This window comes from Frigoribacterium sp. CFBP9030 (assembly GCF_034045195.1).
Classification (GTDB): Bacteria; Actinomycetota; Actinomycetes; order Actinomycetales; family Microbacteriaceae; genus Frigoribacterium.
The window spans coordinates 31,521-54,237 of sequence record NZ_JAXCWG010000012.1; the positions used below are offsets into that span (position 1 = coordinate 31,521).

Sequence of the window (22,717 nt, forward strand, 5' to 3'; positions counted from 1 at the left end):
GGCGGTGGCGGGCGAGAGGATCGGGGATGTGATGGCGACGAAGGTGATGCGTGCCGATTCTCCGCAGCGGGCCGAGCTCGAGGCGCAGGGCTGGTCGGTGGCGGCCCGGTCGTTCGGTGCTCGGCTCGACGCCGATCGCGTCGACGAGTCGCGTCTGCGGCGTCTGCGGCGTCTGCGGCGTCTGGTCGAGCAGGTCGCCGTCAGCGTCTCGGTCCGATCGCTCGACGGCCGCGACGTCGACGCGGTGCTGGCCCTCGACGCGGCGACGGCCGACGACTACCCCGGCAGCGTGGCGACTCGGCACGCCCTGCTCGATCGGGAGGGAGCGACGCCGACCCCCGCGCGGCGCGGTTTCGGCGCGTTCGGCCCCGACGGCGAGCTCGTCGCCATGACCTTCGTCGACGTCGAGACCGACGGCGACGGCAGCGCGGCCGAGACGGACTTCACGGTCGTCCATCGAGCCTGGAGGAGGCGCGGGCTGGCCGTCGCGGTCAAGGCGGCCTCCGTGCTGGCCCTGTCGGCGGAGGGTGTCACGCGCTTCCGCACCGGCGGCTCGGCCGACAACGCGGGGATCATCCGCGCGAACACCGTGCTCGGCTACGTCCGCGACGAGGAGTGGATCACGCTCGAGCGCGCCGCCGACTGAGCGTTCACGCGGCAGACGCCGCCTGCGCCGGCATCACACGATGTGCGCCGCGGTGCCCGTCACCGTGATGCCGCCTGCCGGAGGCACGTGGACGACCAGCAGACTCGGTCGCCCCACATGCCGACCCTGGTGCACGACGACCCGGGCAGGAGGCGCGATCAGCTCGAGCGCTCGCAGATACGCCCCGAGAGACGCGGCCGCCGAGCCGGTCGCCGGGTCTTCGGTGATGTCGCCGACGGGGAAGAGATTGCGCGTCTCGACGACGAGATCACCTGTCGCATCGGCCTCCCGGCGGTGGACGACGGTGACGGTGCCGGCCCAGTCCCGTTCGTCCATGAGCGACCTCATCTGGGCGGGGTCGAAGCGGAACGCGTCGAAGACGGCCTGCTCACGCACGGCGACCACGGGGTGCCAGTTGCCGGCGTACGACTCGCGGAGGGGCCAGCGGTCGTCGAGGTCGGAGCGCTCCAGCCCGAGCAGCGCCAGCAGCCGGTCGGCCACGATCGGGTCGAGGTCGCGGAGGGCGGGCTCGACGCTCGTGAACGACGCCGTGATCGGGAGGGGCGCGGAACCGGTGGTGCCGTCGCCGACGCGACCCGCGCCTCCTTCGGGTCGCGCCGTGTCGATCACGATGCGGCCGACGGGGGTGTCGAGGGCGAGGGGGCCGACTCCGCGGCGTTCGGCGAGGGCCACCGCGGTCGCGACGGTGGCGTGACCGCAGAACGGCACCTCGGCGCCGGGCGAGAAGTAGCGGACGCGCACGGTGCGATCGTCGGAGGCGGCGCCCGGGTCGACGACGAAGGCCGTCTCGGCGTACCCGACGTCGGCCGCGATGCGCTGCATCTCGACGTCGGTCAGCTGCGAGGCGTCGAGCACGACACCCGCGGGGTTGCCGCCGTCGGGCTCCGCGGCGAACGCGGTGAGTCGCAGGATCTCGACGGCGTGCGGATCGGTCATGACGCCACTCTGCCGCAGTCTGCGACGCCGAGATTCGACCATTCTTCTGTTCCGTGGGGAAGATCGTCGTCATGGTCCGGTGATCGACGTCAGTCGACGTTGCTACCAGGACGCCCGTCCTGGTTCCTCGATGACGGGGCGCCTCCCGGGCGAGGTCTGATCTCGACGGTCGCAGCGACCGTCGAGGCGGTGAGCATGGGACGCAGGTAAGGGCTACCCGAGTACTTCAGCCGGTAGGCGGCATCGATCTCTGCGTCGGCCTCGCCTGCTGCGGCTCGGAAGGTCACCTCGTGTTCGGCTCCGTCGGCACTGATGCGCCCGGCGCCTTGCTGCATCGCGGCCTGGTACCAGCGCGAGGCCGTGCCGTTGTAGGCGCGGACGAAGAGGGCGTCGTCGACGACGACGGACCAGATCCAGGTGGGCGTGCCGTAAGTCGTACCGTCGCCCCGGAACGGTGACACATGGAGGTCGTCGCTCTCGGCGATCCTCGCAAGGGTGTCGCTGCTGAAGGTGATCATCATGTTCCTTCCCTGTCGCGTATCGTCCAGGAGCGGCACGGTGCGGCAGACCCGTGGCTGCTCTTCTCATCTTCCGGCGAAATCGTCGTCGGTGATGTGCTCGAGCCAGGTGGTGGTGGTGGCCGGGTCGTCGCCGTTCTCGAGCATCGCGATGTGCTCCATGAACACGCCGGGGGCGGCGGCGTGGAAGTGCTCCTGGCCGGGCGGGGTGTAGATCGTCTGACCGGGGTGGACGTCGATGATGCGACCGTCGCGGGTGCCGAAGCGGCCGACGCCGGCGGTGACGCGCAGATACTGGCCCTTCTCGTGGGAATGCCAGGCGGTGCGGGCGCCTGGGGCGAAGCGCACGGTGGCGACCACCATGTGCTGGCCGTCTTCGTGCGGCATCGCGATCGGGTCGAGCCAGACGTCGCCGGCGAACTGCTCGGGCGGGTTCCTGGTCGTGGGGGCGGCGGGTTCGATGTTCATGAGGCGTCCTGTCCGTCGGTGGTGAAGTGCTGCTTCGCCACGCCCATCGCGGCCATGCCGTTGGGCCAGCCCGCGTAGAGGGTGACGTGCGTGATGGCCTCGACCAGCTCCTCCTGGCTGACGCCGTTCTCGACGGCCCGGCCCAGGTGGAACTCGAGCTGGCCGGTGTTGCCGCCGGCGGCGAGGACGGCGACGGTGATGAGACTGCGATCGCGTGCGGACAGCTCGGATCGGTTCCAGACGTCCTCGAAGAGGACGTCGTCGGTGAGCGCGGCGAGCTTCGGGGCGAACTCCCCGAACATGCTCCGTCCGCCCCCGACCTGCTTCGGCTGGTCTGCCATGACTCTTCTCCTGTCTGATGCGTGGTCGGCGATGTCGTCACCGCCTGGATGCCACGAAACGCCGGACGAGAGTCCTGAGGGAGGCACTGATGTGACACCCCGGCCAGGGCGTCAACCGATGGTCTGGCCGCCGTCGACGACGAGGGTGTGTCCGACGGCGAACCCGCCGTCGTCGGAGGTCAGCCACAGCACGGCCGAGGCGATCTCCTCGGGCTTACCGAGCCGGCCGATGGGCTCTTGGGCGATGACGTCGGCGTAGCCGTCGTCCGTGCCGCCGGTGAGGCGCTCGATCATCTTCGTGTCGATCATCCCGGGGGCGACGACGTTCACCCGGATGCCGTCAGCGACGTACTCGAGGGCCGTGGACTTGCTGAGTCCGATGACGGCGTGCTTCACCGCAGCGTAAGCGGCCTGGCCTGAGATGCCCATGACGCCGGCTCCCGAGGAGGTGTTGACGATCGCGCCGCCTCCGGTCGCCTTCATGTGGCGGATCTCGTGCTTCATGCAGAGGTAGACGCCACGGACGTCGACACTCAGGATGCGGTCGAACTCGGCGTCGTCGAGGTCGGCGGTGAGGGTCTGGGTCTGCTCGAGGCCGGCGTTGTTGAAAGCGACGTCGAGGCGTCCCCAGGTGGAGACGACCTGGTCGAGGGCAGCGACCACCTGCGCGGCGTCGGAGACGTCGAGGTCGATGGCTGTTGCGGTCCCGCCTGCTGTGGTGATCATCGAGGCTGTCTCCTGGTGGCCGGCGCCGGGAAGGTCGGCGACGGCGACACGGGCGCCTTCTGCGGCGTAGGCGAGGGCGGTCGCGCGGCCGATCCCACCGGCGCCGCCGGTGACGAACGCGACTTTGTCCGTGAAACGGGGAGTGGTGATGCTCATGATTTTCTCCTTCTGACTGTGGGTGGGTAGGGGAGTGACAGTGATGTCGTCGCTTCGCCTGTGGGGGCTACAGGCGGAGGGTCAGAGTCGGGCGGGGAAGGCGTTCCTACGGCCGATGAATGTGAGCGCCAGAGCGATGGCTCCGAAGATGATCAACACGCTGGGAAGGACCAGTCCGTCGGCCACGGTCAGCAGGCCGGCGCCGACGATCCCGGCAGCGAAGATGGCGACGTTGAAGGCCACGGGCAGGAACGAGTTGGCGACATCGGCGTTGTCGCCGCCGGCCGTCGTGAGAGCTGCCTGCAACTGTGCGGCGGCGCCGCCGAAGGTCAGGCCCCAGAACACCGCGGCGATGAGAACGGCGGGTGCTGAGGCGTGCCCGACGAGGAGGATCAGGCCCACGCCGACGAAAACCGCCAGGCTGCCGTGCAGCAAGGGTCGCGGGTGACGGTCGAGAAGAGCGCCCGTCACGATGATCCCGCCGATCGACGAAATGCCGTAGACGAGCAGGGTGAGGTCGACGCCGAGACCTGAACCGCCGGTACGGAGATACGGGGCGATGTAGGTGTAAAGGGTGTTGTGGGCGATCATCCACGTCGCGATGACAGCCAGGATCATCGCGACACCGGGGATCCTGATGACACGGGTCAGGGGCAGGCGCGACGTCGCGGGTGCCGGTGCTGCATCGGCGACGACGGTGAGCACGAGGATCAGGACGATGGCGCCGAGGATGCTGAGGCCTCCGAAAGACCACCGCCAGTCCAGAGTCGTTCCGATCCAGGAGCCCAGCGGGGTGCCGAAGGCGAACCCGACGGGTGCTCCGGCCGAGACGATGGCGAGGGAGCGTCCGGCTTGCTTCTCGGGGCTGATCCTGCGCCCGTAGGCGGCGAGCATGCCCCAGATGGTCCCCGAGAAGGCTCCGGCGATGAACCGTGCCACGAGGGCCACGGCCACTGTCGGGGCTACAGCGGTGACGAGGTTGGACAGGATGAGGCCGGTGAGGGCGGCGGCGAGCAGTGGCCGTCGGCGAACTCCTCGGGTGAGGGTGATCGCTGGGACGGTGGCGATGACTGTGCCGAGAGCGTAGGCGCTGATCAGCAGTCCGACGGTGCCCTCGCCGGTGTCGAGCCCGCTGGCGATCTGCGGGAGGAGCCCGGCCGGCATCGTCTCCATGGCGACGAGGATGAACCCGGTCGTCGCGAGCACGACGAGGGAGACCAGCGGGAGCCGGCCAGCAGGGGAGTCAGCACCCTCCGCAGACGGTGAATCGATCGGGACGGAAGCGGTCGGAGTGGTCACGAGGTCCTTTCGGGCGCAGCAGAGCGCGGCAGGAGAGCGAGGGGTTCAGGGAAGTCCGGTCCGATGCGGGGACCGGGAGGCGCGGGTTAGATCGCGTGCTCGGCGTTTCGCGCGCGTTCCACGATGCGTTCGGTGGCCGCCCAGGTGGCGAGCAGCTGCAGCCCCTCATCGGAGTCGCTGCCGGGGGCAGCGGTATAGACGGTCAGGTAGTGACCGGGGGAGTCTTGTAGGTCCATGGCATGGAAGTCGAGTTCGAGGAGGCCCACGACGGGGTGCCGGAACTGTTTCGCACCGGTGTAGTGACGCCGAACGTCGTGCTCGGCCCACCGGGTGCGGAAGTCGTCACTTCGGATCGAGAGTTCTCCGACGAGGGCAGCGATCCCGGAGTCGTGGGGATCGCGTCCGGCATCGCGCCGGAGGATGGCGACGTTGACGTTCGCAGCGCGCTCCCAGTCCGGGTAGAAATCGTGAGCCCGGGGGTCGAGGAAGATGAACCGGGAGTGGTTCGCCGGCCGAAGCGAACCGCGATACATGTCCGAGTACAGGGCGAATCCGAGGGCGTTGGCAGCGACCAGATCCATGTGGGTGTTCGTGACCATGGCCACCGCCCCGGTCATCGAGTCCAGCATGTGCTGGATGGGGGATTCAGCGATCTTCTGCGCGAGGCTCGGCGCCGGGCGACGACGCGCCGGGGTTGCAGCTCGCGCAAGGTCGTACAGGTGGTCCCGTTCGGCCTGATCCATCTCGAGTGCGCGGGCGATGCTGTCAAGGACGCTGTCGGAGACACCGCCGAGGCTGCCCCGCTCGACCTTCGTGTAGTAATCGACGCTCACACCAGCAAGACGAGCGACCTCGTCGCGCCGCAGCCCCGGTACTCGGCGCCGCCCGCCGGCACTGACGACTCCCGTCATGTCAGGAGTCAGACGCGCACGGCGTGACGAAAGGAACTCCCGCACCTCAGCTCGATTGTCCATACCGTGACGCTACGACTCCTACTAGCAGCCAGCCAGGCCCTGACGGAGCCCCGCTTGACGGAGGTGTCCACGAGTCAAGGGGGTTCTGACCGGGCCTGTTTGCCTGTGGAACGACGGCTTAACGTCTGAGAAGAGCATGGCGTCGTTGCGCGCTGTCCGTCGATTGCAGGGCCTGCGCGACGTGGACGCCCTCCCCGCCACTGACCTGAGAAGGAGCGATATGAAGGCCACCCTGATGTACAAGTCCGGCGACGTCCGAGTCGTCGAGGTCCCGGACCCCGTCATCCAGCAGCCCACCGAGGCGCTCATCCGAGTCACCTACGCCTGCGTCTGCGGATCCGACCTGCACCCCTACCACGACCTCGAGGACACCCCCGAGGGCCGCCGCATGGGCCACGAGGCCATCGGTGTCATCGTGGAGATCGGCGAAAACGTTCGCACCCTGTCGGTCGGCGACACGGTCATCGTGCCCTTCGCCTGGTCCGATGGAACCTGCCCGTTCTGCCAGGACGGCCTGACGACGTCATGCACCCACGGCGGTTTCTTCGACGGCGCCGCCTCAGCCACCCAGGCCGAGAAGCTCATCGTCCCCCAGGCCGACGGTACGGCCGTCGTCATCCCGGAGGGCACTGACGAAGCGCTCATGCCGAGCCTGCTGACCTTGTCCGACGTCTACCTCACCGGCTACCACGCCGCCATCCGCGGCGATGTCGAGCCCGGCAAGACCGTCACCGTCATCGGCGACGGCGCTGTCGGGCTCTCCGCTGTCCTCGCGGCCAAGCAGCTCGGCGCCGAGACCATCATCCTGATGGGCCGTCACACCGCCCGCACCGACCTCGGTCGCGACTTCGGTGCGACCCACGTCGTCGCCGAGCGAGGCGACGAAGGAGTCGCGAAGGTCATGGAGATCACCCGTGGCGAGGGGTCACACGTTGTGCTCGAGGCCGTCGGCCACATGCCGGCCTACGAGCAGGCTGTCGGCATCGTCCGTGCCGGAGGAACCATCAGCCGTGTCGGTGTTCCCCAGTACGAGGAGGCGGCGGTCGGCATGGCGTCCCTGTTCGGCAAGAACGCCACCCTCACCGGCGGCCCCGCCACCGTCCGCGCCTACCTCGAGCAGGTCCTGCCCCAGGTCCTCGACGGCACCATCGATCCGGGCCGTGTCTTCGACCGAGAGATGCCCCTCGACGACATCGCGGAGGCCTACCGCCTGATGGACGACCGCGAAGCGCTGAAAGTCCTCATCCGCCCCTAGCCATGCCGGGCGACACAGAGCAGATGCCCACCCCATCCGCCGTCCGGCACGACGAACGACAGGAACATCTCCATGGTCCCACCCGCCTCCCGACGCAGACGCCTTGCCCCCCAGGTCACGTCGGCGCTCCTTCTCACGACCGCCAGCTTCGGAATCCTCACCGGGTGCTCGAGCGCGACGGGACAGGCCCCTGACCCTGCCGTTGCATCCACGCGGGCGGCCGAACCCTCTGCCGCTGTCACTGTCCAACCGAACCAGGAGACCGTTCCGACCGAGGGGCCCGAGGCTCCCAGCGAGGTCGTCGGGACCGTCGTCAGGTTCAGCGGCGGAGGCAGCGTGGTGGATGTGACACTCCAGGAAGACAACCCGACGACTCGAGATCTCGTGTCGAGGCTGCCCGTGACCCTGGCCTTCGAGGAGTTCGCCGGGCGGGAGAAGATCGCCTATCCCGAGACGGGACTCGACGTCGACGGCTCTCCCGGCTCGGACCCCGAGGACGGGGATCTCATCTACTTCACCCCCTGGGGGAACCTCGGCTTCTACTACGACGCTGCAGGCATCGACTACTCGGACTCGACCATCCACCTCGGCACCTACGACGCCACCGCCGAGCAGCTCTCAGCCTTCGACAGTGCCGACGTGCACCTCGAGATCGTGGAGTAGCCGCGGGCCCGACCCGAGGGTCGATGACCTTCGATCCCACCCTCCCCGAATGCCGACCCGACCACCATCACCGCCACAGAGAAGAGTTCCCGCACCATGCCAATGCAACCCGACGGATACACCTTCGCTCTCGACCCCACCGTGGTCCGCACCTCGGTCCGGTACCGCAATCGATTCGGCATCCTGATCGCCGCCGACCTCTATCAGCCCGCCGACCTCGACGAGAGCACCCGCCACGCCGCCGTGGTGATCGGACCGCCCCACGGGGGTGTCAAAGAGCAGGGTCCCGGCGTCTACGCGAACGAGCTCGCGCGCCGCGGACTCGTCGCCCTCGCCTTCGACCCTTCGTACAACGGCGAGAGCGCGGGCGAGCCCCGACACATCACCTCGCCCGAGGTGTTCGCGGAGGACTTCAGCGCCGCCGTCGACTTCGCCGGCTCGCTCTCCTACATCGACAGGGGTCGCATCGGTGCGATCGGCATCTGCGGCAGCGGCGGATTCGCCCTCACCGCAGCGCAGATCGACCCTCGGATCCGTGCGGTCGCCACCTCGGCGATGTACGACATCAGCGGCGTCAAGCGCGACGGCTGGCAGGGGGCTCAGACGGATGCGGGGCGGAGGGCGGAGCTCGCCGATCTCGCGGCGCAGCGCTGGGCCGACGTGGATGCCGGGCGACCGGCCCTCGGCCCGACGTTCCCCGCCGAGTACGAACCCGAGAGACTCGACCCGGTCACGTCCGAGTTCCAGGAGTACTACGTCCTCGACCGTGGGCACCACCCCCGATCCATCGGCGGGTTCACCCTCACGAGCGAAGCGGCGCACATCGGACACGGAGCCCTGGCGCACCTCCCCGACATCAGCCCCCGGCCGATCTTCCTCATCACCGGCGACATCGCCCACTCCCGCTACTTCAGCGACGAGGTGTACGCGAAGGCGGCCGAACCGAAGCGACTGGTCGTCATCCCCGATGCGCGCCACATCGATCTCTACGACCGCACCGACGTCATCCCCTTCGATCTCCTCGAGGACTTCTTCCGCACCTCCCTCACCTCCTCCGGTTCGACGGACGCGACCCTCGCGGTGCGGGCGTGAACGCAGTGCGAGGTCGGCGGGCGCTGCGGTCCGTCTGCGTGGTGACGGCCGTGGGCATCGTGATCGCCGGGTGCACCGATGCGCAGGCCCCCTCCCCGACGTCGACGCGAACGGCCTCGTCCGCGCCGGCCTCGTTCGACCCGTTGGGAGGCGCGAGGCCGACCGAAGTCACGACCGGCCTCGAGACGCCCTGGTCGATCGCCTTCGTCGGCGACACCGCGCTGGTCAGTGAACGGGACTCGGGACGGGTGCTCGAGGTCGCGCCCGACGGGACGACGCGCACCGTCGCGACGATCGCGGGGATCAGCCATGGCGGCGAGGGGGGACTCCTCGGTCTCGCCGTCGCCGATGACGCCCTCTACGCCTACTCCACCGGAGAACAGGGCAATCGAATCCAACGATTCGCACTCTCCGGTGCGCCCGGCGGGCTCGAGCTCGGCGAACCTGAGACGATCCTCGACGGTCTGGCCTCGGCCGGCTTCCACAACGGCGGACGCATCGCCTTCGGGCCCGACGGCATGCTCTACGCCGGAGTGGGCGACGCAGGCTCGGCGGACCGGGCGCAGGATCTCGACTCGCTCTCGGGGAAGATCCTGCGCATGACCCCCGAGGGCGACGCACCGGACGACAACCCGTTCCCCGACTCGCTGGTCTACAGCTCCGGGCACCGGAACGTCCAGGGCCTGGCCTGGGCGGAGGACGGCACGATGTTCGCCAGCGAATTCGGTCAGAACACCTGGGACGAGCTGAACATCATCGAAGCCGGCGGCGACTACGGCTGGCCCACGGTGGAAGGTGCCGGGGAGGACATCCGCTTCATCGACCCCGTGCAGCAATGGTCGCCCGCCGAGGCCAGCCCCAGCGGCATCACAGTGATCGATGACGTCGTCTACATCGCCAACCTCCGGGGCTCCGTGCTGCGGGCCGTTCCCGTCGCCGAACCCGGCAGCTCCACGGAGTACTTCTCGGGCGCCTACGGCCGCTTCCGGGCCGTCACCCCTGCACCCGACGGCAGCCTGTGGGCCCTCACCGGGAACACGAACAGCCAGGGCACCCCACGTGACGGCGATGACCGGATCGTGCGCGTCGACGTCGGCGACTGACGGGAACGGGCCGCCCTCGCGAATGAGGGCGGCCCGTTCTCCGTCCCGGAATCAGTCCTGGCGTGCGTAGGTGGCGCGGAAACCCTCGGACGGATCCGTCGGCGTCAGCACGAGGGTGTCTCCCGAGACGTCGTAATCCCGGGCGAGGCTCTGACCCACGAGATCACGCGCCAGAGCCGACTCGACCTCGACCGTGAACGAGTCGCCGTCGACCGGTGTGATCTCGCCGTAGAAGGCCTCGTAGCCGCCGACCGTGTACGGGCCGTCGGGGGCCTCGGTGTCGGGGTTCGCGGCCTGCACGGCCATGGTCCCGCTCGCGGTGAAGATGACCTGGCCGCCGTAAGGCAGCGGCTGCAGGTCGCCCTCGGCGCCGACCTCAAGCGAAGTCATCTCCCATTCGCCGACGAGCGGACTCGTCGCAGACGCCGTGGGGCTCGGCTCCGCTGGTGCGGCGGCGTCGGAGGACTGTGTGCAGCCGGTCGTGGCGAGGATCCCACCCAGCAGCAGGGCCATGGCGGAGATGGTGCGGGTCTGTCGGTTCATGGGTCGTGCCTCTCGTCAGGGCGCAGCAGTCGCTCGCGGCGTTGCTCGATCGATCACCGTGCCCCGGCCCGGGAGACGAGCTGCGCCTCCTCGACCGTAGGGCGTTCCGTGAGAAGTAGAGAGGGCCTGTGAGGGCCACGTTGCAGCTACCGCGAAGCGAGACGCTGTGCCAACCAGGTGTTGTGACCCATGCGGGTTGCGCGGGTCAGAGCGAGGCGCCGGGTGCCCAGATCGCCACCCGCCAGAACGACGATGATTCGCGAGTCAGGCGACCACACCTCGCGTTCATATATGCCTGAATCAGTGATCAGGAGTGATGAATTACCTGCGGCTGCCATTGCGATCGCGTAGTCGGGATCGATGAAGTCCAGTGCGTGATCCTCAGTGCGCAGGGCCAAGCGCTTCACTCCGAGTTGTCCCGGTTCTCCTTTGGGGAGCGCCCAGCTCAGCAGCACTCCCTGGTCCTCGAGGCGAAGGTCCCAGTGGTGCGAGCGGGCGTGGTGTTCAGTCAAGAGGAAGCGGCTGGGTGATTCAGGAATTGGGGGCCTCCTTCTGTGGCGGTGAAGTGATCGTCGGTGGCTCACTCGAGCCGGTTGATCGCCGTGGTGGTGTCCTGTCCGGTCTCGGGCACGATCAGGTGTTCCACAAACGTGTCCGGCGTGGTGGGGTGCGGGCGCTCGTGCCCTGGCGTATCTCGTGTCAAGAAGACATGAGCTCGGAAAGGATCCTGTCAGGCAGGTGGCCCGCCAGTGAGCGCTTAGGAGGCCCTGCCATGACCCCTCACCAGGAGAAACGCCGTGGAGTCGGGTAGGTATTTGGTTCCTGCCGCCCCGTAGCCGGTCGTTCATCGGGACGCCTTCTCGGGCCCGTCTTGGCCGGCTGAGGCCAAGTAGCGTCTGGCCTGCGGATTCGCGTATGCCTGTCCCGCAAAAATGCCCGGTGACGGGGGTCTAAACGCTACAGTCATCGGATGCTCATCGGATACGCCCGCGTCTCGACCTCGGGACAAGATCTCGCGGCACAACGTGACGGTCTTGCAGCACTCGGTGTTGACGATCAACACGTGCATGTTGACCACGGCCTCTCGGGTACGACTCGAGCCCGGCCTGGGCTCCGCGAGGCACTAGCTGCGTGCCGTGCCGGCGACGTGCTGGTCGTCACCAAGCTCGACCGTCTCGCCCGGTCGCTGCGCGACGCGACCGACATCGCGGACGAGCTGACGAAGAAGGGCGTCGCGCTGAACCTCGGGGGAGCGGTCTACGACCCCACCGACCCGGTCGGCCGGCTGCTGTTCAATGTCCTCGGTATGGTGGCCGAGTTCGAGGCGGACCTCATCCGCGCCCGTACCCGGGAGGGCATGGCGATCGCGAAGGCAGCAGGCAAGCTCCGCGGCCGCAAGCCCAAGCTCACCCCCTCGCAAGAGAAGCACCTCGTGCAGCTGCACCGCACCGGCGCCCATACCACGAGTGAGATCGCCGAGCTCTTCGGCGTCGCCCGTTCGACGGTCTATCGCGCGATCCAGCGAGGGGAGCAGGCGTGATGGCCATGGGTTCACCAGAGGTGCAAGTTCAGGTGGCCGCGGCGCCCCACGAGGCTGAGCAGTTGGAACCCTGCCCGTTCTGCCGCATCATCGACGGTTCGTCTCCGGCCGTGTGGATAGAACGTGAACACGACGCCGTGGCCTTCGCGCCTCTGCCCGATTCGGCACTCGCTCCCGGGCACACTCTGGTCGTACCCGTCGAACACGCCACGGACCTTCGCACGGCATCGCCTAGCTCGCTGGCGGCGACGATTGCCCTGGTACAGCGCGTCGCGCGAGCGATGCGAGGCGGGCTCGGTGCCACGGGCAGCGTCCTTCTCCAAGCCTCAGGCCAAGACGCTGGTCAGAGCGTCCCGCACCTGCATTTCCATGTCGTCCCGTGCTGGCCTGACGACAAGACCACCCATTGGCCACCACGGCCCTCTATTCACCACTTCGACGGAGACCCCCACGCGGCCCTGGCGGAGATGTTCGAGTAGCGCCCGATAGCCGATCCACGAGCGGTCAAAGATGCCCTCGGTATGGACCGCCCACGTGGGCTTGCTGAGGGCGAGGCAGATTCTCGGGCCGCTCAGGCGGACCGGAGTGTCTCAAACGCGGCGGTCAGCACCTCGTGAACGCCTCGTGTTTCACCGGGTTGCGCCCAGACGGCAAGGGCGCTCGAGAACGTACTGATGCTGACTCCCACGAGAACCTGTGCTCGGAGGTCGATGTCGAGCCCTACCAACCTGTCGGCAACGATCGGCTCGAGTAGGGCGGCCCAAGCTAGGTGCTTCTCGGCATTCCGAGCGTGCAGAGACGGGGCATCCGCCAGTAGCCGCACCGCGATCTTGTCTCGGTCGGTCTGTGGGCGGGTGCGAAGCATCGCGCCGTAAGCGGCCTCGAGTGACTTCAATATCGGTTCGTCCTGGGGGCGCTCCAGAAGAGCATCCCTGACTACCGAGCCGTAGGCGCTGAGGCCCCCGACCACCATGTCCTCCTTGGCCGGGAAGTACCGATGAACGCTGCGAACCGAGACGCCGGCGGCCGAGGCAATCTGCTCGACCGTCACACCGTCGAAGCCTCGTTCTGAGATCAGGTCGATTGCGACGTCCGCGAGTTGCTGGCGAACCGCGTCGCGGGCGGCGGCCCGCAAGCCGCCAACAAGTTGCTTATTCTCCGCCATGAGAGCTACTCTACAGCTGCCATAAGTGGCAGACTCTGCCACTCAAGGCGGAATCTGCCTGGCTGAGGGAGGACACACACATGAAGCAACGGAACCTCGGAGGCCAAGGCCTGACAACGTCACTCCTGGGCTATGGCTCGATGGATAGCGGTCTGGGAAACGGTGGCACGTACGACGACGCATCGGTCGCCGCTATCCGCCAGGCACACGACAGCGGCGTCACGCACTTCGACACCGCGGAGCTCTACGGATGGGGCCGTGGTGAACGCCTCCTCGGCACCGCTCTCGCTCCGGTTCGTGATGAGGTGACGATCGCCACGAAGTTTGGCTTCACACCGTCCTTCGGACAGGACTCGCGGCCCCGACACATCCGCGACGTGGTCGAGAAAAGCCTCAGGGCCTTGGGGACGGAACGCATCGATGTCCTCTACCAACACATCCACGATCCAGCGGTCCCGATCGAAGACGTCGCCGGCGCGATGGCCGAGCTCGTGAACGAGGGCAAAGTGAAGTACCTCGGGCTCTCGAACACGACACCGGAGAATGCTCGCCGCGCCCACGCGGTGCATCCGATCAGCGTTGTCCAAGTGTCCTACTCGCTGTTCGATCGTGGGGCAGAGGAGTACTTCCCCCTGAGCGACGAGCTCGGATTCGGTGTCGTTGCGTATCGCCCCCTGGCGCGGGGGTTCTTGACCGGCGGGGTGAAACACCTCTCGGGCTACCCCGCTGATGACTTCCGACAGCGCAACCCCTGGTGGGCCGAAGGCAACTACGACGCGAACAGGAACATCGTCGACCAGCTCGATGCTCTGGCGCAGAACCTGGGCATGTCCTTGGCTCAGTTGGCACTGGCCTGGCTGCTCACCCGCCGGGCGAACATCGTGCCAATCCCGGGCTCGCGAAATGTTCAACGGGTCCTCGAGAACGCTGCAGCTGCCGACGTCGAGTTGAGCAGCAGCGACCTCGCACGGATCGAGACCATCGTGCCGAACGGTGCACACGTCTAGTTCGTCCCTCTCTTCCAACCGCCTCCTGGCGGCGACATCCTGACCACCACTGAAAGGCACGATCATGCAGCACCGCACACTGGGCCAGCAGGGCCTCACCACGTCCGCCATCGGCTACGGATCCATGGGCATCTCCTCGTTCTACGGTCCCGGCGAAGAGGACGCCGGCGTCGCAGCCATCCGCAAGGCCCACGAGCTCGGAGTGACGCTCTTCGACACCGCTGAGATGTACGGCTGGGGCGAGAACGAGAAAGTCGTCGGCCGCGCGGTGAAGCCTTTCCGCGATGACGTCGTCATCGCCACCAAGTTCGGTTTCAAGCCGGACTTCAGCTTCGACAGCCGCCCCGAGCACATCCTCGAAGTCGTGGAGAACAGCCTCAGTTTCCTCGACATGGACTACATCGACGTCCTCTACCAGCACCGCCCGGACCCGAACGTGCCCATCGAGGATGTCGCCGGCACCGTCAAGGAGCTCATCGACGCGGGCAAGGTCAAGTACTTCGGCCTCAGCGAAGCGGGCCCGGACACGATGCGCCGCGCACACGCTGTTCAGCCCGTCTCGGTCCTGCAGACCGAGTACTCCCTGTTCGATCGAGAGATCGAGAAGCTCTTCCCCGTCCTCGACGAGCTCGGCATCGGGCTGGTCCCCTACTCGCCGCTGGGCCGCGGGTTCCTGACCGGAACCACGAAGCCTGGAGCTGAGTACGACCCGTCCGACATGCGTCACACCGCGGCACGCTGGCAGCCCGGCAACTACGAGAAGAACCTCGACGCCACTCGCCAACTCGCCGAGCTCGGCGAGGCCAAGGGCGCCACCGTCGCACAGCTCGCCTTGGCATGGCTCCTCGCGCAGGGCGAGCACATCGTGCCCATCCCCGGTACACGCAGCGCCACGCGCGTCGAGGAGAACGCCGGAGCCGCCGACGTGACCCTCACCCAGGCAGACCTCGACCGCATCAGGGAGATCCTGCCCACCGGCGGGTTCGGATCCCGATTCCCCGCTGGCATGACCGCTGAGTGGGAGTGATGACCTCCTGAACCCCCAGGGGGCGAGGAAGCTGCGCTGCCTCGCCCCCTGACCTCCGGGTCCCTGTTCCACTTCTAAGAAGGAGCACCACATGAAGATCCAGATCACTCTCCCCGATGGCGAGGCCACCGGAGAGATCGTCGACTCAGCGGCCGGCCACGAGCTCATGGCTCTGCTGCCCGTCACGATCGAGATGTACGACCTCTTCGAGCGGGAAAAGCCAGGCCCGCTCCCTCGCCCCTTGGTCACGGCCACCGACACGATGCTCACCTACAGCGTCGGCCAGATCGGTTACTGGGCCGACAGCCACGACATCATCTTCTTCACCGCTGATGACGGCAAGCTCGAGATCCCGGAACCCGGCATCGTCCACCTCGGCACCGTGACCAGCGGCCTCGAGATCATCGCTGATGCCGGCGACGCCTTCACCATCACGATCGACAAGCTCTAGCTACAAGCAACAGCACAGCCCCCGACGGGCCGGATCGTTCACACGATCCGGCCCGTCGGGGGCCGTCTTTCTCAGGGCCTGTCGATGCCCTCGAACGTGCGGAGCACCTCGAGCGCGTGAGCTGTCGGGTCGTAGGGAGGGCTCCCGATCCCCTTCGCCGTGAGCTCAGCCGAGACGGGCGCCCAAAGCGCATCGCGTCGACCCTCGGCGAGGTTAAGCAGTGCGTCGCGGACGAAGCTGTCGCGGGCCACTTGCTCCTCGCTGGAGTCCGGGCGCGTCTGCCCGACGATGCCGTACATTTCTGTCCCGTGGAAGGCAGGGGCGCCTTCGGCGGGGCCGATCGACAACAGATACGCCGTGCCACCAGCGCCCGCGTGAGCGAGGGCCCCACGGGTCTGCGGCAGGGTGAAGGTGAGATCAGTCAGCAGTGCCCCTCTGACCTCGATGGGGGTGCGCCCGTCGACGTCGTACTCCGCAACGATCTTCTGGGCACGACTTCGGGGAATGCGGTTCCGGTCCGAGAAGTCATCGACGATGGCGTCGATGCTTCCGGGGTCGAAGTCCTTCGTCCGGTAGAGGACCCAGTAGTCGATCTCATGTGTCGTGCTGCTGAACAAGATGTCGACGTCGCGGTGCTGGCCCGAGCGGAGGACGTCCATGGGCCGACTGGCGAGGACACCGTGTGGCTGGTCTCTGTCGTCGACGAGACCGATCATGTCGTTGTCCACACCGTGGGCGGCGCCTGGATCAGATGACTGGGTCTTCGCCATCGCTTCCGCAAGCTCGAACGCGTCGACGTCGAGCAGCTGTTCGGGGTGGTCCTCAAGGCCAAGAGCTGTCAGCACCGCATGGGCACGTTTCTCGGCCCCCCATGCCGGCACGAGGCGTGCGGGCATCCCGGAGAACGCAGCTAGGCGGTGGAAGAGGCCCGCAGCAGAGGGCGCAGCCAGGAGGTTCAGGGTCGAGTAGGCGCCAGCACTGTGGCCCGTGACCGTCACGTTGTCCGGGTCACCACCGAACCGGGCGATGTTCTCACGCACCCACCGGAGGGCCGCGATGATGTCTTGGAGGGCGAGGTTGCTCGCTTCACTGAGCGCCCCACCGTAGTGGGAGAGCGAGAGCGCGCCGAAGGCGCCCAGACGGTAGTTCACCGCGACTCCGATGACTCGCCCGGTCGCGGCGAGACCGGAGGCGTTGGAGGTGGTCTGTGTATTCGACCCGAGCATCCAGCCGCCACCGTAGATGTAGACGACAACCGGCAGCGGCTCTTCGCCGGCGGTCTCGGGTGCCCAGACGTTGAGGTTCAGGCAGTCCTCGCTGAAGCCGCTGTCGGCCTCGAGCCAGGTGGTGTCGCCCGCTTGCAGCGGCGCCGGGCCTTTCTTCTCATACGGCAGGTCGGGGTCGAAGGGGACGGTCTGTGGGCTGCGGAAACGGGCCGCGGTGGCGTAGGGGATTCCGAGCCACGAGCGGACTGATGTCTGGTCTTGGGTGGGGGCGGTGTCCATCGGGGTGTTCCTTTCGGTGTCAGTCGTCGACGTGAGGCGAGTGGTGGTGGGATGCGGCTGGATGCTCGCGGAGAGTGGCCCAGTGGCGGAGGCGTTCGGTGATGGCGCGTTCGTAGCCACCGGTGCTGGGTTCGTAGAACGTCTCGCGGGGCATCCCCACAGGGAAGTAGTCGGCGCCAGAGAAGCCGGTGTCGGTGTCCGGGTCGTATTGGTAGCCCTCGCCGTAGCCGAGATCCTTCATCAGTCGTGTGGGTGCGTTCAGGATGTGGGCGGGCGGCATCAGCGAACCCGTGCGTCTCGAGGCTGCCTGCGCCCGGGTGAACCCGCGGTACACGCCGATCGACTTCGGGGCCGTAGCCAGGTAGACCACCGCCTGCGCGATGGCGAGCTCCCCCTCCGGTGAGCCGAGGCGGTCGTAGACGTCCCAGGCCGCCAGGGCCTGCTGGACGGCTGCAGGGTCGGCCATCCCGATGTCCTCGGTGGCGAACCTGGTGAGGCGGCGCGCGATGAACAGCGGGTCTTCCCCTCCCTCCAGCATCCGGGCGAGCCAGTACAGGGCCGCATCCGGGTCTGAACCGCGCAAGGACTTGTGAAGCGCGGAGATGAGGTTGTAGTGCCCCTCCTGTGTCTTGTCGTACAGCGGTGCCCGCTTCTGCACGGCCGCCGCGAGGGTCGCCTGATCGACGGGCGCGGGCAGGTAGCGCACTTGCTCGACCATGTTCAGCAGGTACCTCCCGTCCCCGTCCGCCATAGCTATCAGCGCCTCGCGGGCTCCGGCAGTGAGGGGCAACGGTCTATCAAGGAGCTCCTCGGCGCGGTCAACGAGCGTGTCGAGGGCTCCCTCGTCGAGTCGGCGGAGGACGAAGACCTGACTGCGCGACAGGAGAGCACCGTTGAGCTCAAAGCTCGGGTTCTCCGTCGTCGCACCGACGAGGACGACCGTGCCGTCCTCGACATAGGGCAGGAACGAGTCCTGCTGAGCACGGTTGAAGCGATGGATCTCGTCGACGAAGAGCATCGTGCCCTGCCCGATCTCGCGGCGCCCCGACGCTGCTCGGAACACCTTCCGCAGGTCGGCAACACCAGAGAACGTGGCCGAGAGCGGCTCGAACGCGAGGCCGGTCTGGTCAGCGAGGAGCCGGGCGATGGTGGTCTTCCCGCAGCCCGGAGGCCCCCACAGGATCATCGACACAAGTCGATGCGCCGTCACCATGCGGCCGATGGGCGAGTCCGCGTCGAGGACGTGACCTTGCCCGACCACGTCGCCCAGCGTCCGGGGCCGCAACCGGTCGGCGAGGGGCTGAGACGAGTCGTCGACGTCAAACAACGATGGCTGCGCGCTCATGAGCGTCGGCCCATCTGGCCGCCGGCGGCGAGGTCGTGGGAACCGCGCACTAAGTCCTCGACGAGACGCTTCGTCACACCAGAACCCTCGCCGACCGAGATCCAGTGGTCCTTGTCGAGGTATCGCCCCGGAGTGATCGACTCATGGTCGCGGCGGAGCGCGTCGGCGTAGTGCGGATCGACCTTCACCGTGATGATCTGCAGGTCAGGATCGTCGTCCGTAACTATGAGGAACACCTTGTCCCGCACCTTCCAGACCTCCAGGTGCGGGGTGAACGGGTGCCCACGGCTGACGTACTCCAGCGTCGAGGCTGCGTCACGGGCCACCTTCTGCAGCTGCACGCCCGAGAAGATCATCGCTCGTGCCGGCCGAACGTCGTCGGGTCCACGGGCCGTCTCACGTGGGGGAGGCCCTCAACGACCAGCAGATACGACTCGGTGACCAGGTCGTCAACGAGGGGAGCCGAAAGATCACCTCCCGGGTGGACGGTGATCCAGTGCTTCTTGTTCATGTGGTAGCCGGGCGTGATGTCGTCGTGCTGCTCGCGAAGGGCTTTCGCGTCCTCTGGTGCGGCTTTGAGGACAACGATCGGTTCCCCGGTGATCTCCGTCGTGAGCATGAAGGCCTTGCCCCGGACTTTGAACACGTCCCAGTCCGGACCAAACGGCTGCACGAGGTCTGCACCAGGCAACTCCGTAGCTCGTGCCCGGGCGTGCTCCTGCATGGTGTCGGCCTTCATGTGTCCTCCACGATCGTCAACTCCGGAAAGTACGTACGATGGTACGCACTTGGACTGACAAAGGAGAATGAGTGCGGAAAGGCAAGCCCAACGACCCTGAACGGCGTGCGCGCATCTTGAGCGCCGCGCTGCAGGTGATCCGCACCGAGGGAGTCCACGCGGCCTCCTACCGGCGGATCGCCAGCACTGCGGGTGTTCCGCTGGGCTCGGCGACGTATTACTTCTCCGACCTCGACGGGCTCATCGTCGCCGCGTTCGAATCACTCGAAAGCGAACTCGAGTCGAGATTCGCCGCACCACTGCGAGCTGCATCCTCGACAGATGCGGTCGTCGCGGCCCTCGTCTCAGCGACCATAGGAGCGACCAGCCCCGGACGCCAAGACCTTCGCCTCTACAACGAGCTTTCCCATTACGCCGCCAGGAGCACCCGCGCAGCGGAAGTCCTCCGTCGCTTCCAGGAAGAGTCGCTCGTCATCCTCCGAAGCAGGCTGTCTGACTCGACCTCCCGAGCAGTCGATGCGCTCATGTGGGGCTGGTGGAGCTATCGCCTGTTCCACGACGACGCACCGCTCGACGAGGCCATGGTGCGCCGCGCCTTCCACGCCCTGCTCGAAGATCGTCAGCCGTGATGAACCCCAAGGAGATCCGCAATGCCTGACACCATGAAGGCCATTCGACTCACCGGCCCAGTCACCCCAGACGGGCTTATCGTCACCGAAGTTCCCCCGCCCCCAGTCTCGGCGGGGCAGGTGCGCATCCGTGTCCGCGCGTTCAGTGTGAACGAGTCCGAGGTGACCAGCCGAAGAGGAGAATCCGGGCCCGACTTCACATTCCCGCGCATCCTCGGCATTGAAGCAGTCGGCACCGTCGACGCAGTCGGAGAGGGCGTAGATCTACCCCTCGGTCAGAAGGTCGCCACCATGATGGGCGGCCTCGGCCGCACCACCGATGGCAGCTACGCCGAGTACACCGTCGTCGATGCTTCGAACACCATCCCCTTCACCACCGAACTCGACTGGGCCGTCGTAGGCGCCCTTCCAGAGATGCTGCAGACAGCCCACGGCGCCCTGATGACCGGCCTACGCCTGCAGCCCAACCAATCCGTGCTGATCCACGGAGGAACCTCGACCGTCGGGTTGACCGCCATCGCCATCGCACACCTCCTCGGTGCCCACGTGATTGCAACCACCCGAAACGAGGACCGCACTGAGCTCCTTCTCCGCATCGGTGCCGACCACGTCCTCCTCGACGACGAGACCTTCACCGACAAAGTCGGCGCACTCGCGCCCGACGGGCTCGACGGAGTCCTCGAATTCATCAGCGCCGCCCGCCTCCCGGACATGCTCACCCTCGTGAAGCACGGAGGAACGGTCTGCTTCGTCGGCGCTCTCAGCGACACGTGGACGATTCCAGAATTCTCCCCGTTCACGATCCCAAACGGCACCAACCTCACCAGCTACGGCGGAGAAGCAGCCGACCTTCCCGCCGCCGCTCTGAACACATACCTTCAGGCGATCGCAAACGGCACACTCACCGTCGTCATCGCGAACATTTATCAGGGACTGGACCACGTGGCAGATGCTCATCGGGCATTCGACTCCAGTCGCACGCCAGGGAAACACGTTGTGACACTTCTAGCCGAGAGTGTCCGTTAGGGGATCGGTTACCGAACTGGCGGTGCTTCTCGTCGCGCCAATCGTCGCAAGCTCAAGACCGCCGTGATGCCAGCACTTAGAGCAGCAATCAGACCGATGAACGCTCCGGAGAAAACGGCTTGAGTGAGGAGACCCACAGCTATCCCTGCTGAGATCCCGACAACTGCCGCTGCGGCCGATGCAGCTAGCGCCTGGCTTCTCGACCTGCCCCAACGCAGGCGCTGCCGCCACAGCGACGCGCAAATGAATCCAGCGACAGCCCCGATGAGGGCAAAGGCCACGGCAGCAGGAACGGCATAGATAAGGCAGATCAAGATCCATTCGGTGATCCCGCCGCCGTCGAGTCCGCCAAAGGCGCTCCATACGACCACCCACAGGACGGGCAAGATCAGCGCGCCGCCGGCGCCGATCAGGGCTCCCGTGAGGACCAAAACACGTCCGTCCGACCGCTGTGGGCGTACCGGACGCTCCAAGGTAATGCTCATTACGGCTCCTCCTTCGCATCAGGTTAGGGCCTGCCTACGGGGACGAGTACTCCAAGAATCAGGGGCTTCAGCGCGTGCAGCTCCCAGGGGTGTGCATCATGGGAAGCGAGCCCCCTTCTTCGGGTGACCCGTGTCCGATAGGGGATTGGTTAGGGAGACAAGTGACGGAGCGTCAAGCAGGGTCGCAAGCTGACCCTTGCTTTCCGCATGGTTAAGTGAATAACTTGTCCACATGGAAAGCAATCATGCTCAGAGTCCTATCTCTGCTCGCGATGCCTTGCGTGGTCTCGAGGGTGACAGGCTCGAACTGGCGCGAAGGACGCGTTCGCCACGCTGGTACTACCCGGGGCTGGCGCTGTTCACGGCGGCGATACCTCTGGCTCCCCTTGCTGGAGGCGTGTGGGTCTTCGTTGTCATAGCTTTCGCTTGTCTCGGGCTCGTCGGCCTCGAGCGGGCCTTCGTACTCACGACGGGCATCTCCACCAACAGGGTTCCTGGCCCCAGATCGTTGCTCGTCCTCGTCGCGATGGGCATCGTGGTGCTCACGATGGTCTTCGTTTCCGGCCTCGCCGTGCATGCCGACTCGACTGCCTGGGCATTGACGGCCGGCGCGGTGAGCTTCCTCGTCATGTTCCCGGGCGGATACGTCTATGACCACTTCTACGGCCAGGAGCTGCGGCGTGGCGTCTAGAGCACGATTTGACGAATCGATCCATGCTCCAACGAGGCTCCGCCTGTGCGCTCTTCTCCGCCCCGTCGACCACATCGATTTCTCGGTCCTCGCCACGACTCTCGGGCTGAGCGACGCGAACCTGTCCAAGACCGTCCGCGCGCTCACGGAACTCGGGTACATGAGCACGACGAAAGAGGCCTCCACGACCAGGCGTGACGCGCGTCGAACCACCCGCATCGCACTCACACCCGCGGGCCGGGACGCAATCGACGGGCACCTCGCCGCCCTTCAAGACCTCGCATCAGCCAGGACCTGAGCGGTACGGCAATCGACCGTTGACTGCCCGATAGCCGATCGGTAGCCGGGCGTCACCGGCTCGTGTGA

29 protein-coding genes are annotated in these 22,717 nt (G+C 66.9%); 14 read left to right on the top strand and 15 right to left on the bottom strand.

What is annotated here, in order from left to right:
• Window positions 1-31 precede the first annotated feature (31 nt).
• Window positions 32-646, top strand: a complete 615-nt coding sequence (locus SOM13_RS12405) for an acetyltransferase (RefSeq protein WP_320479886.1) — start codon at window positions 32-34, stop codon at window positions 644-646.
• Window positions 647-679: 33 nt separating this feature from the next.
• On the opposite strand, the gene SOM13_RS12410 is transcribed toward SOM13_RS12405, so the two are convergent.
• The 7 genes from SOM13_RS12410 to SOM13_RS12440 all read right to left on the bottom strand — a co-directional run bounded on the left by SOM13_RS12410 (window position 680) and on the right by SOM13_RS12440 (window position 6,085).
• Window positions 680-1,603, bottom strand: coding sequence for a PhzF family phenazine biosynthesis protein (locus tag SOM13_RS12410; RefSeq protein WP_320479887.1), 924 nt, complete (start codon window positions 1,601-1,603; stop codon window positions 680-682).
• Window positions 1,604-1,692: 89 nt separating this feature from the next.
• Window positions 1,693-2,124 (bottom strand): DUF2255 family protein, encoded by a 432-nt coding sequence (locus SOM13_RS12415; protein WP_320479888.1) that lies wholly within the window; start codon window positions 2,122-2,124, stop codon window positions 1,693-1,695.
• A 63-nt stretch (window positions 2,125-2,187) separates the two neighbouring features.
• On the bottom strand, window positions 2,188-2,589 hold the full coding sequence (locus SOM13_RS12420; RefSeq protein WP_320479889.1) for a cupin domain-containing protein: 402 nt from the start codon (window positions 2,587-2,589) through the stop codon (window positions 2,188-2,190).
• Complete coding sequence (locus SOM13_RS12425; RefSeq protein ID WP_320479890.1) at window positions 2,586-2,930, bottom strand: carboxymuconolactone decarboxylase family protein; 345 nt, start codon at window positions 2,928-2,930, stop codon at window positions 2,586-2,588. The genes SOM13_RS12420 and SOM13_RS12425 overlap by 4 nt, the downstream gene beginning before the upstream one ends.
• 111 nt (window positions 2,931-3,041) lie before the next feature.
• Window positions 3,042-3,812: a glucose 1-dehydrogenase gene (locus SOM13_RS12430; protein WP_320479891.1), complete on the bottom strand. Its 771-nt coding sequence runs from the start codon at window positions 3,810-3,812 to the stop codon at window positions 3,042-3,044.
• Between the two features lie 81 nt (window positions 3,813-3,893).
• Window positions 3,894-5,111 carry an MFS transporter gene (locus SOM13_RS12435; protein WP_320479892.1) on the bottom strand — a complete coding sequence of 406 codons (1,218 nt, stop codon included), beginning with the start codon at window positions 5,109-5,111 and terminating at the stop codon, window positions 3,894-3,896.
• A gap of 86 nt (window positions 5,112-5,197) precedes the next feature.
• Window positions 5,198-6,085 carry a helix-turn-helix transcriptional regulator gene (locus SOM13_RS12440; protein WP_320479893.1) on the bottom strand — a complete coding sequence of 296 codons (888 nt, stop codon included), beginning with the start codon at window positions 6,083-6,085 and terminating at the stop codon, window positions 5,198-5,200.
• Between the two features lie 220 nt (window positions 6,086-6,305).
• Here SOM13_RS12440 and SOM13_RS12445 point away from each other — a divergent pair, with 220 nt between their 5' ends.
• From SOM13_RS12445 to SOM13_RS12460, 4 genes are all read left to right on the top strand, one after another.
• A complete protein-coding gene (locus tag SOM13_RS12445; RefSeq protein WP_320479894.1) occupies window positions 6,306-7,340 on the top strand; it encodes a zinc-binding dehydrogenase in 1,035 nt (344 codons plus the stop codon).
• 72 nt (window positions 7,341-7,412) lie between these two features.
• Entirely contained in the window at window positions 7,413-8,003 is a 591-nt protein-coding gene (locus SOM13_RS12450) for a cyclophilin-like fold protein (RefSeq protein WP_320479895.1), read from the top strand.
• Between the two features lie 96 nt (window positions 8,004-8,099).
• Entirely contained in the window at window positions 8,100-9,095 is a 996-nt protein-coding gene (locus tag SOM13_RS12455; RefSeq protein ID WP_320479896.1) for an alpha/beta hydrolase, read from the top strand.
• Window positions 9,092-10,198 carry a PQQ-dependent sugar dehydrogenase gene (locus tag SOM13_RS12460; RefSeq protein WP_320479897.1) on the top strand — a complete coding sequence of 369 codons (1,107 nt, stop codon included), beginning with the start codon at window positions 9,092-9,094 and terminating at the stop codon, window positions 10,196-10,198. The genes SOM13_RS12455 and SOM13_RS12460 overlap by 4 nt, the downstream gene beginning before the upstream one ends.
• A gap of 51 nt (window positions 10,199-10,249) precedes the next feature.
• Here the strand turns inward: SOM13_RS12460 and SOM13_RS12465 are convergent, their stop codons facing one another.
• Window positions 10,250-10,741, bottom strand: a complete 492-nt coding sequence (locus tag SOM13_RS12465; RefSeq protein ID WP_320479898.1) for a hypothetical protein — start codon at window positions 10,739-10,741, stop codon at window positions 10,250-10,252.
• Between the two features lie 146 nt (window positions 10,742-10,887).
• On the bottom strand, window positions 10,888-11,589 hold the full coding sequence (locus SOM13_RS12470; RefSeq protein ID WP_320479899.1) for a DNA polymerase ligase N-terminal domain-containing protein: 702 nt from the start codon (window positions 11,587-11,589) through the stop codon (window positions 10,888-10,890).
• A 122-nt stretch (window positions 11,590-11,711) separates the two neighbouring features.
• On the opposite strand from SOM13_RS12470, the gene SOM13_RS12475 reads away from it, so the two are divergent.
• Together SOM13_RS12475 and SOM13_RS15385 are read left to right on the top strand one after the other, a co-directional pair.
• Window positions 11,712-12,281 carry a recombinase family protein gene (locus SOM13_RS12475; RefSeq protein ID WP_320479900.1) on the top strand — a complete coding sequence of 190 codons (570 nt, stop codon included), beginning with the start codon at window positions 11,712-11,714 and terminating at the stop codon, window positions 12,279-12,281.
• A gap of 5 nt (window positions 12,282-12,286) precedes the next feature.
• On the top strand, window positions 12,287-12,760 hold the full coding sequence (locus SOM13_RS15385) for an HIT family protein (protein WP_414655526.1): 474 nt from the start codon (window positions 12,287-12,289) through the stop codon (window positions 12,758-12,760).
• Window positions 12,761-12,852: 92 nt separating this feature from the next.
• Here the strand turns inward: SOM13_RS15385 and SOM13_RS12480 are convergent, their stop codons facing one another.
• Window positions 12,853-13,446 carry a TetR family transcriptional regulator gene (locus tag SOM13_RS12480; RefSeq protein ID WP_320479901.1) on the bottom strand — a complete coding sequence of 198 codons (594 nt, stop codon included), beginning with the start codon at window positions 13,444-13,446 and terminating at the stop codon, window positions 12,853-12,855.
• 80 nt (window positions 13,447-13,526) lie between these two features.
• On the opposite strand from SOM13_RS12480, the gene SOM13_RS12485 reads away from it, so the two are divergent.
• From SOM13_RS12485 to SOM13_RS12495, 3 genes are all read left to right on the top strand, one after another.
• Window positions 13,527-14,453 carry an aldo/keto reductase gene (locus SOM13_RS12485; RefSeq protein ID WP_320479902.1) on the top strand — a complete coding sequence of 309 codons (927 nt, stop codon included), beginning with the start codon at window positions 13,527-13,529 and terminating at the stop codon, window positions 14,451-14,453.
• A 64-nt stretch (window positions 14,454-14,517) separates the two neighbouring features.
• A complete protein-coding gene (locus tag SOM13_RS12490; RefSeq protein ID WP_320479903.1) occupies window positions 14,518-15,480 on the top strand; it encodes an aldo/keto reductase in 963 nt (320 codons plus the stop codon).
• A gap of 91 nt (window positions 15,481-15,571) precedes the next feature.
• Window positions 15,572-15,931 (top strand): cyclophilin-like fold protein, encoded by a 360-nt coding sequence (locus SOM13_RS12495; RefSeq protein WP_192043271.1) that lies wholly within the window; start codon window positions 15,572-15,574, stop codon window positions 15,929-15,931.
• A gap of 71 nt (window positions 15,932-16,002) precedes the next feature.
• Here SOM13_RS12495 and SOM13_RS12500 read toward each other — a convergent pair whose 3' ends face one another.
• Genes SOM13_RS12500 through SOM13_RS12515 form a run of 4 tightly spaced genes read right to left on the bottom strand, consistent with a single transcriptional unit; the run spans window position 16,003 to window position 19,520 of the window.
• On the bottom strand, window positions 16,003-17,436 hold the full coding sequence (locus SOM13_RS12500) for a carboxylesterase family protein (protein WP_320479904.1): 1,434 nt from the start codon (window positions 17,434-17,436) through the stop codon (window positions 16,003-16,005).
• Between the two features lie 19 nt (window positions 17,437-17,455).
• The gene (locus tag SOM13_RS12505; RefSeq protein ID WP_320479905.1) at window positions 17,456-18,781 is read right to left on the bottom strand and encodes a replication-associated recombination protein A; all 1,326 of its coding nucleotides are present in this window, start codon (window positions 18,779-18,781) and stop codon (window positions 17,456-17,458) included.
• Window positions 18,778-19,137, bottom strand: a complete 360-nt coding sequence (locus tag SOM13_RS12510) for an MmcQ/YjbR family DNA-binding protein (protein WP_320479906.1) — start codon at window positions 19,135-19,137, stop codon at window positions 18,778-18,780. Before SOM13_RS12510 ends, SOM13_RS12505 begins: the two co-directional genes overlap by 4 nt.
• On the bottom strand, window positions 19,134-19,520 hold the full coding sequence (locus tag SOM13_RS12515; protein WP_320479907.1) for an MmcQ/YjbR family DNA-binding protein: 387 nt from the start codon (window positions 19,518-19,520) through the stop codon (window positions 19,134-19,136). Before SOM13_RS12515 ends, SOM13_RS12510 begins: the two co-directional genes overlap by 4 nt.
• Window positions 19,521-19,591: 71 nt before the next feature.
• Here SOM13_RS12515 and SOM13_RS12520 point away from each other — a divergent pair, with 71 nt between their 5' ends.
• A complete protein-coding gene (locus tag SOM13_RS12520; RefSeq protein WP_320479908.1) occupies window positions 19,592-20,149 on the top strand; it encodes a TetR/AcrR family transcriptional regulator in 558 nt (185 codons plus the stop codon).
• 21 nt (window positions 20,150-20,170) lie between these two features.
• Window positions 20,171-21,175: a zinc-binding dehydrogenase gene (locus tag SOM13_RS12525; protein WP_320479909.1), complete on the top strand. Its 1,005-nt coding sequence runs from the start codon at window positions 20,171-20,173 to the stop codon at window positions 21,173-21,175.
• 8 nt (window positions 21,176-21,183) lie between these two features.
• Here the strand turns inward: SOM13_RS12525 and SOM13_RS12530 are convergent, their stop codons facing one another.
• Window positions 21,184-21,660, bottom strand: a complete 477-nt coding sequence (locus SOM13_RS12530; protein WP_320479910.1) for a hypothetical protein — start codon at window positions 21,658-21,660, stop codon at window positions 21,184-21,186.
• A 232-nt stretch (window positions 21,661-21,892) separates the two neighbouring features.
• Here SOM13_RS12530 and SOM13_RS12535 point away from each other — a divergent pair, with 232 nt between their 5' ends.
• Both SOM13_RS12535 and SOM13_RS12540 read left to right on the top strand, forming a co-directional pair.
• The gene (locus SOM13_RS12535) at window positions 21,893-22,351 is read left to right on the top strand and encodes a hypothetical protein (RefSeq protein ID WP_320479911.1); all 459 of its coding nucleotides are present in this window, start codon (window positions 21,893-21,895) and stop codon (window positions 22,349-22,351) included.
• On the top strand, window positions 22,311-22,649 hold the full coding sequence (locus tag SOM13_RS12540; RefSeq protein ID WP_243214692.1) for a transcriptional regulator: 339 nt from the start codon (window positions 22,311-22,313) through the stop codon (window positions 22,647-22,649). The genes SOM13_RS12535 and SOM13_RS12540 overlap by 41 nt, the downstream gene beginning before the upstream one ends.
• Window positions 22,650-22,717 lie beyond the last annotated feature (68 nt).

Bases quoted from the DNA above. Each gene is read 5' to 3' on its own strand.
- SOM13_RS12405 (WP_320479886.1), top strand. From the start codon at position 32: ATGGCGACGAAGGTGATGCGTGCCGATTCTCCGCAGCGGGCCGAGCTC.
- SOM13_RS12410 (WP_320479887.1), bottom strand. From the start codon at position 1,603: ATGACCGATCCGCACGCCGTCGAGATCCTGCGACTCACCGCGTTCGCC.
- SOM13_RS12415 (WP_320479888.1), bottom strand. From the start codon at position 2,124: ATGATGATCACCTTCAGCAGCGACACCCTTGCGAGGATCGCCGAGAGC.
- SOM13_RS12420 (WP_320479889.1), bottom strand. From the start codon at position 2,589: ATGAACATCGAACCCGCCGCCCCCACGACCAGGAACCCGCCCGAGCAG.
- SOM13_RS12425 (WP_320479890.1), bottom strand. From the start codon at position 2,930: ATGGCAGACCAGCCGAAGCAGGTCGGGGGCGGACGGAGCATGTTCGGG.
- SOM13_RS12430 (WP_320479891.1), bottom strand. From the start codon at position 3,812: ATGAGCATCACCACTCCCCGTTTCACGGACAAAGTCGCGTTCGTCACC.
- SOM13_RS12440 (WP_320479893.1), bottom strand. From the start codon at position 6,085: ATGGACAATCGAGCTGAGGTGCGGGAGTTCCTTTCGTCACGCCGTGCG.
- SOM13_RS12445 (WP_320479894.1), top strand. From the start codon at position 6,306: ATGAAGGCCACCCTGATGTACAAGTCCGGCGACGTCCGAGTCGTCGAG.
- SOM13_RS12450 (WP_320479895.1), top strand. From the start codon at position 7,413: ATGGTCCCACCCGCCTCCCGACGCAGACGCCTTGCCCCCCAGGTCACG.
- SOM13_RS12455 (WP_320479896.1), top strand. From the start codon at position 8,100: ATGCCAATGCAACCCGACGGATACACCTTCGCTCTCGACCCCACCGTG.
- SOM13_RS12465 (WP_320479898.1), bottom strand. From the start codon at position 10,741: ATGAACCGACAGACCCGCACCATCTCCGCCATGGCCCTGCTGCTGGGT.
- SOM13_RS12470 (WP_320479899.1), bottom strand. From the start codon at position 11,589: ATGAACGACCGGCTACGGGGCGGCAGGAACCAAATACCTACCCGACTC.
- SOM13_RS12475 (WP_320479900.1), top strand. From the start codon at position 11,712: ATGCTCATCGGATACGCCCGCGTCTCGACCTCGGGACAAGATCTCGCG.
- SOM13_RS15385 (WP_414655526.1), top strand. From the start codon at position 12,287: ATGGGTTCACCAGAGGTGCAAGTTCAGGTGGCCGCGGCGCCCCACGAG.
- SOM13_RS12480 (WP_320479901.1), bottom strand. From the start codon at position 13,446: ATGGCGGAGAATAAGCAACTTGTTGGCGGCTTGCGGGCCGCCGCCCGC.
- SOM13_RS12485 (WP_320479902.1), top strand. From the start codon at position 13,527: ATGAAGCAACGGAACCTCGGAGGCCAAGGCCTGACAACGTCACTCCTG.
- SOM13_RS12490 (WP_320479903.1), top strand. From the start codon at position 14,518: ATGCAGCACCGCACACTGGGCCAGCAGGGCCTCACCACGTCCGCCATC.
- SOM13_RS12495 (WP_192043271.1), top strand. From the start codon at position 15,572: ATGAAGATCCAGATCACTCTCCCCGATGGCGAGGCCACCGGAGAGATC.
- SOM13_RS12500 (WP_320479904.1), bottom strand. From the start codon at position 17,436: ATGGACACCGCCCCCACCCAAGACCAGACATCAGTCCGCTCGTGGCTC.
- SOM13_RS12505 (WP_320479905.1), bottom strand. From the start codon at position 18,781: ATGAGCGCGCAGCCATCGTTGTTTGACGTCGACGACTCGTCTCAGCCC.
- SOM13_RS12510 (WP_320479906.1), bottom strand. From the start codon at position 19,137: ATGATCTTCTCGGGCGTGCAGCTGCAGAAGGTGGCCCGTGACGCAGCC.
- SOM13_RS12515 (WP_320479907.1), bottom strand. From the start codon at position 19,520: ATGAAGGCCGACACCATGCAGGAGCACGCCCGGGCACGAGCTACGGAG.
- SOM13_RS12525 (WP_320479909.1), top strand. From the start codon at position 20,171: ATGCCTGACACCATGAAGGCCATTCGACTCACCGGCCCAGTCACCCCA.
- SOM13_RS12530 (WP_320479910.1), bottom strand. From the start codon at position 21,660: ATGAGCATTACCTTGGAGCGTCCGGTACGCCCACAGCGGTCGGACGGA.
- SOM13_RS12535 (WP_320479911.1), top strand. From the start codon at position 21,893: ATGGAAAGCAATCATGCTCAGAGTCCTATCTCTGCTCGCGATGCCTTG.
- SOM13_RS12540 (WP_243214692.1), top strand. From the start codon at position 22,311: ATGACCACTTCTACGGCCAGGAGCTGCGGCGTGGCGTCTAGAGCACGA.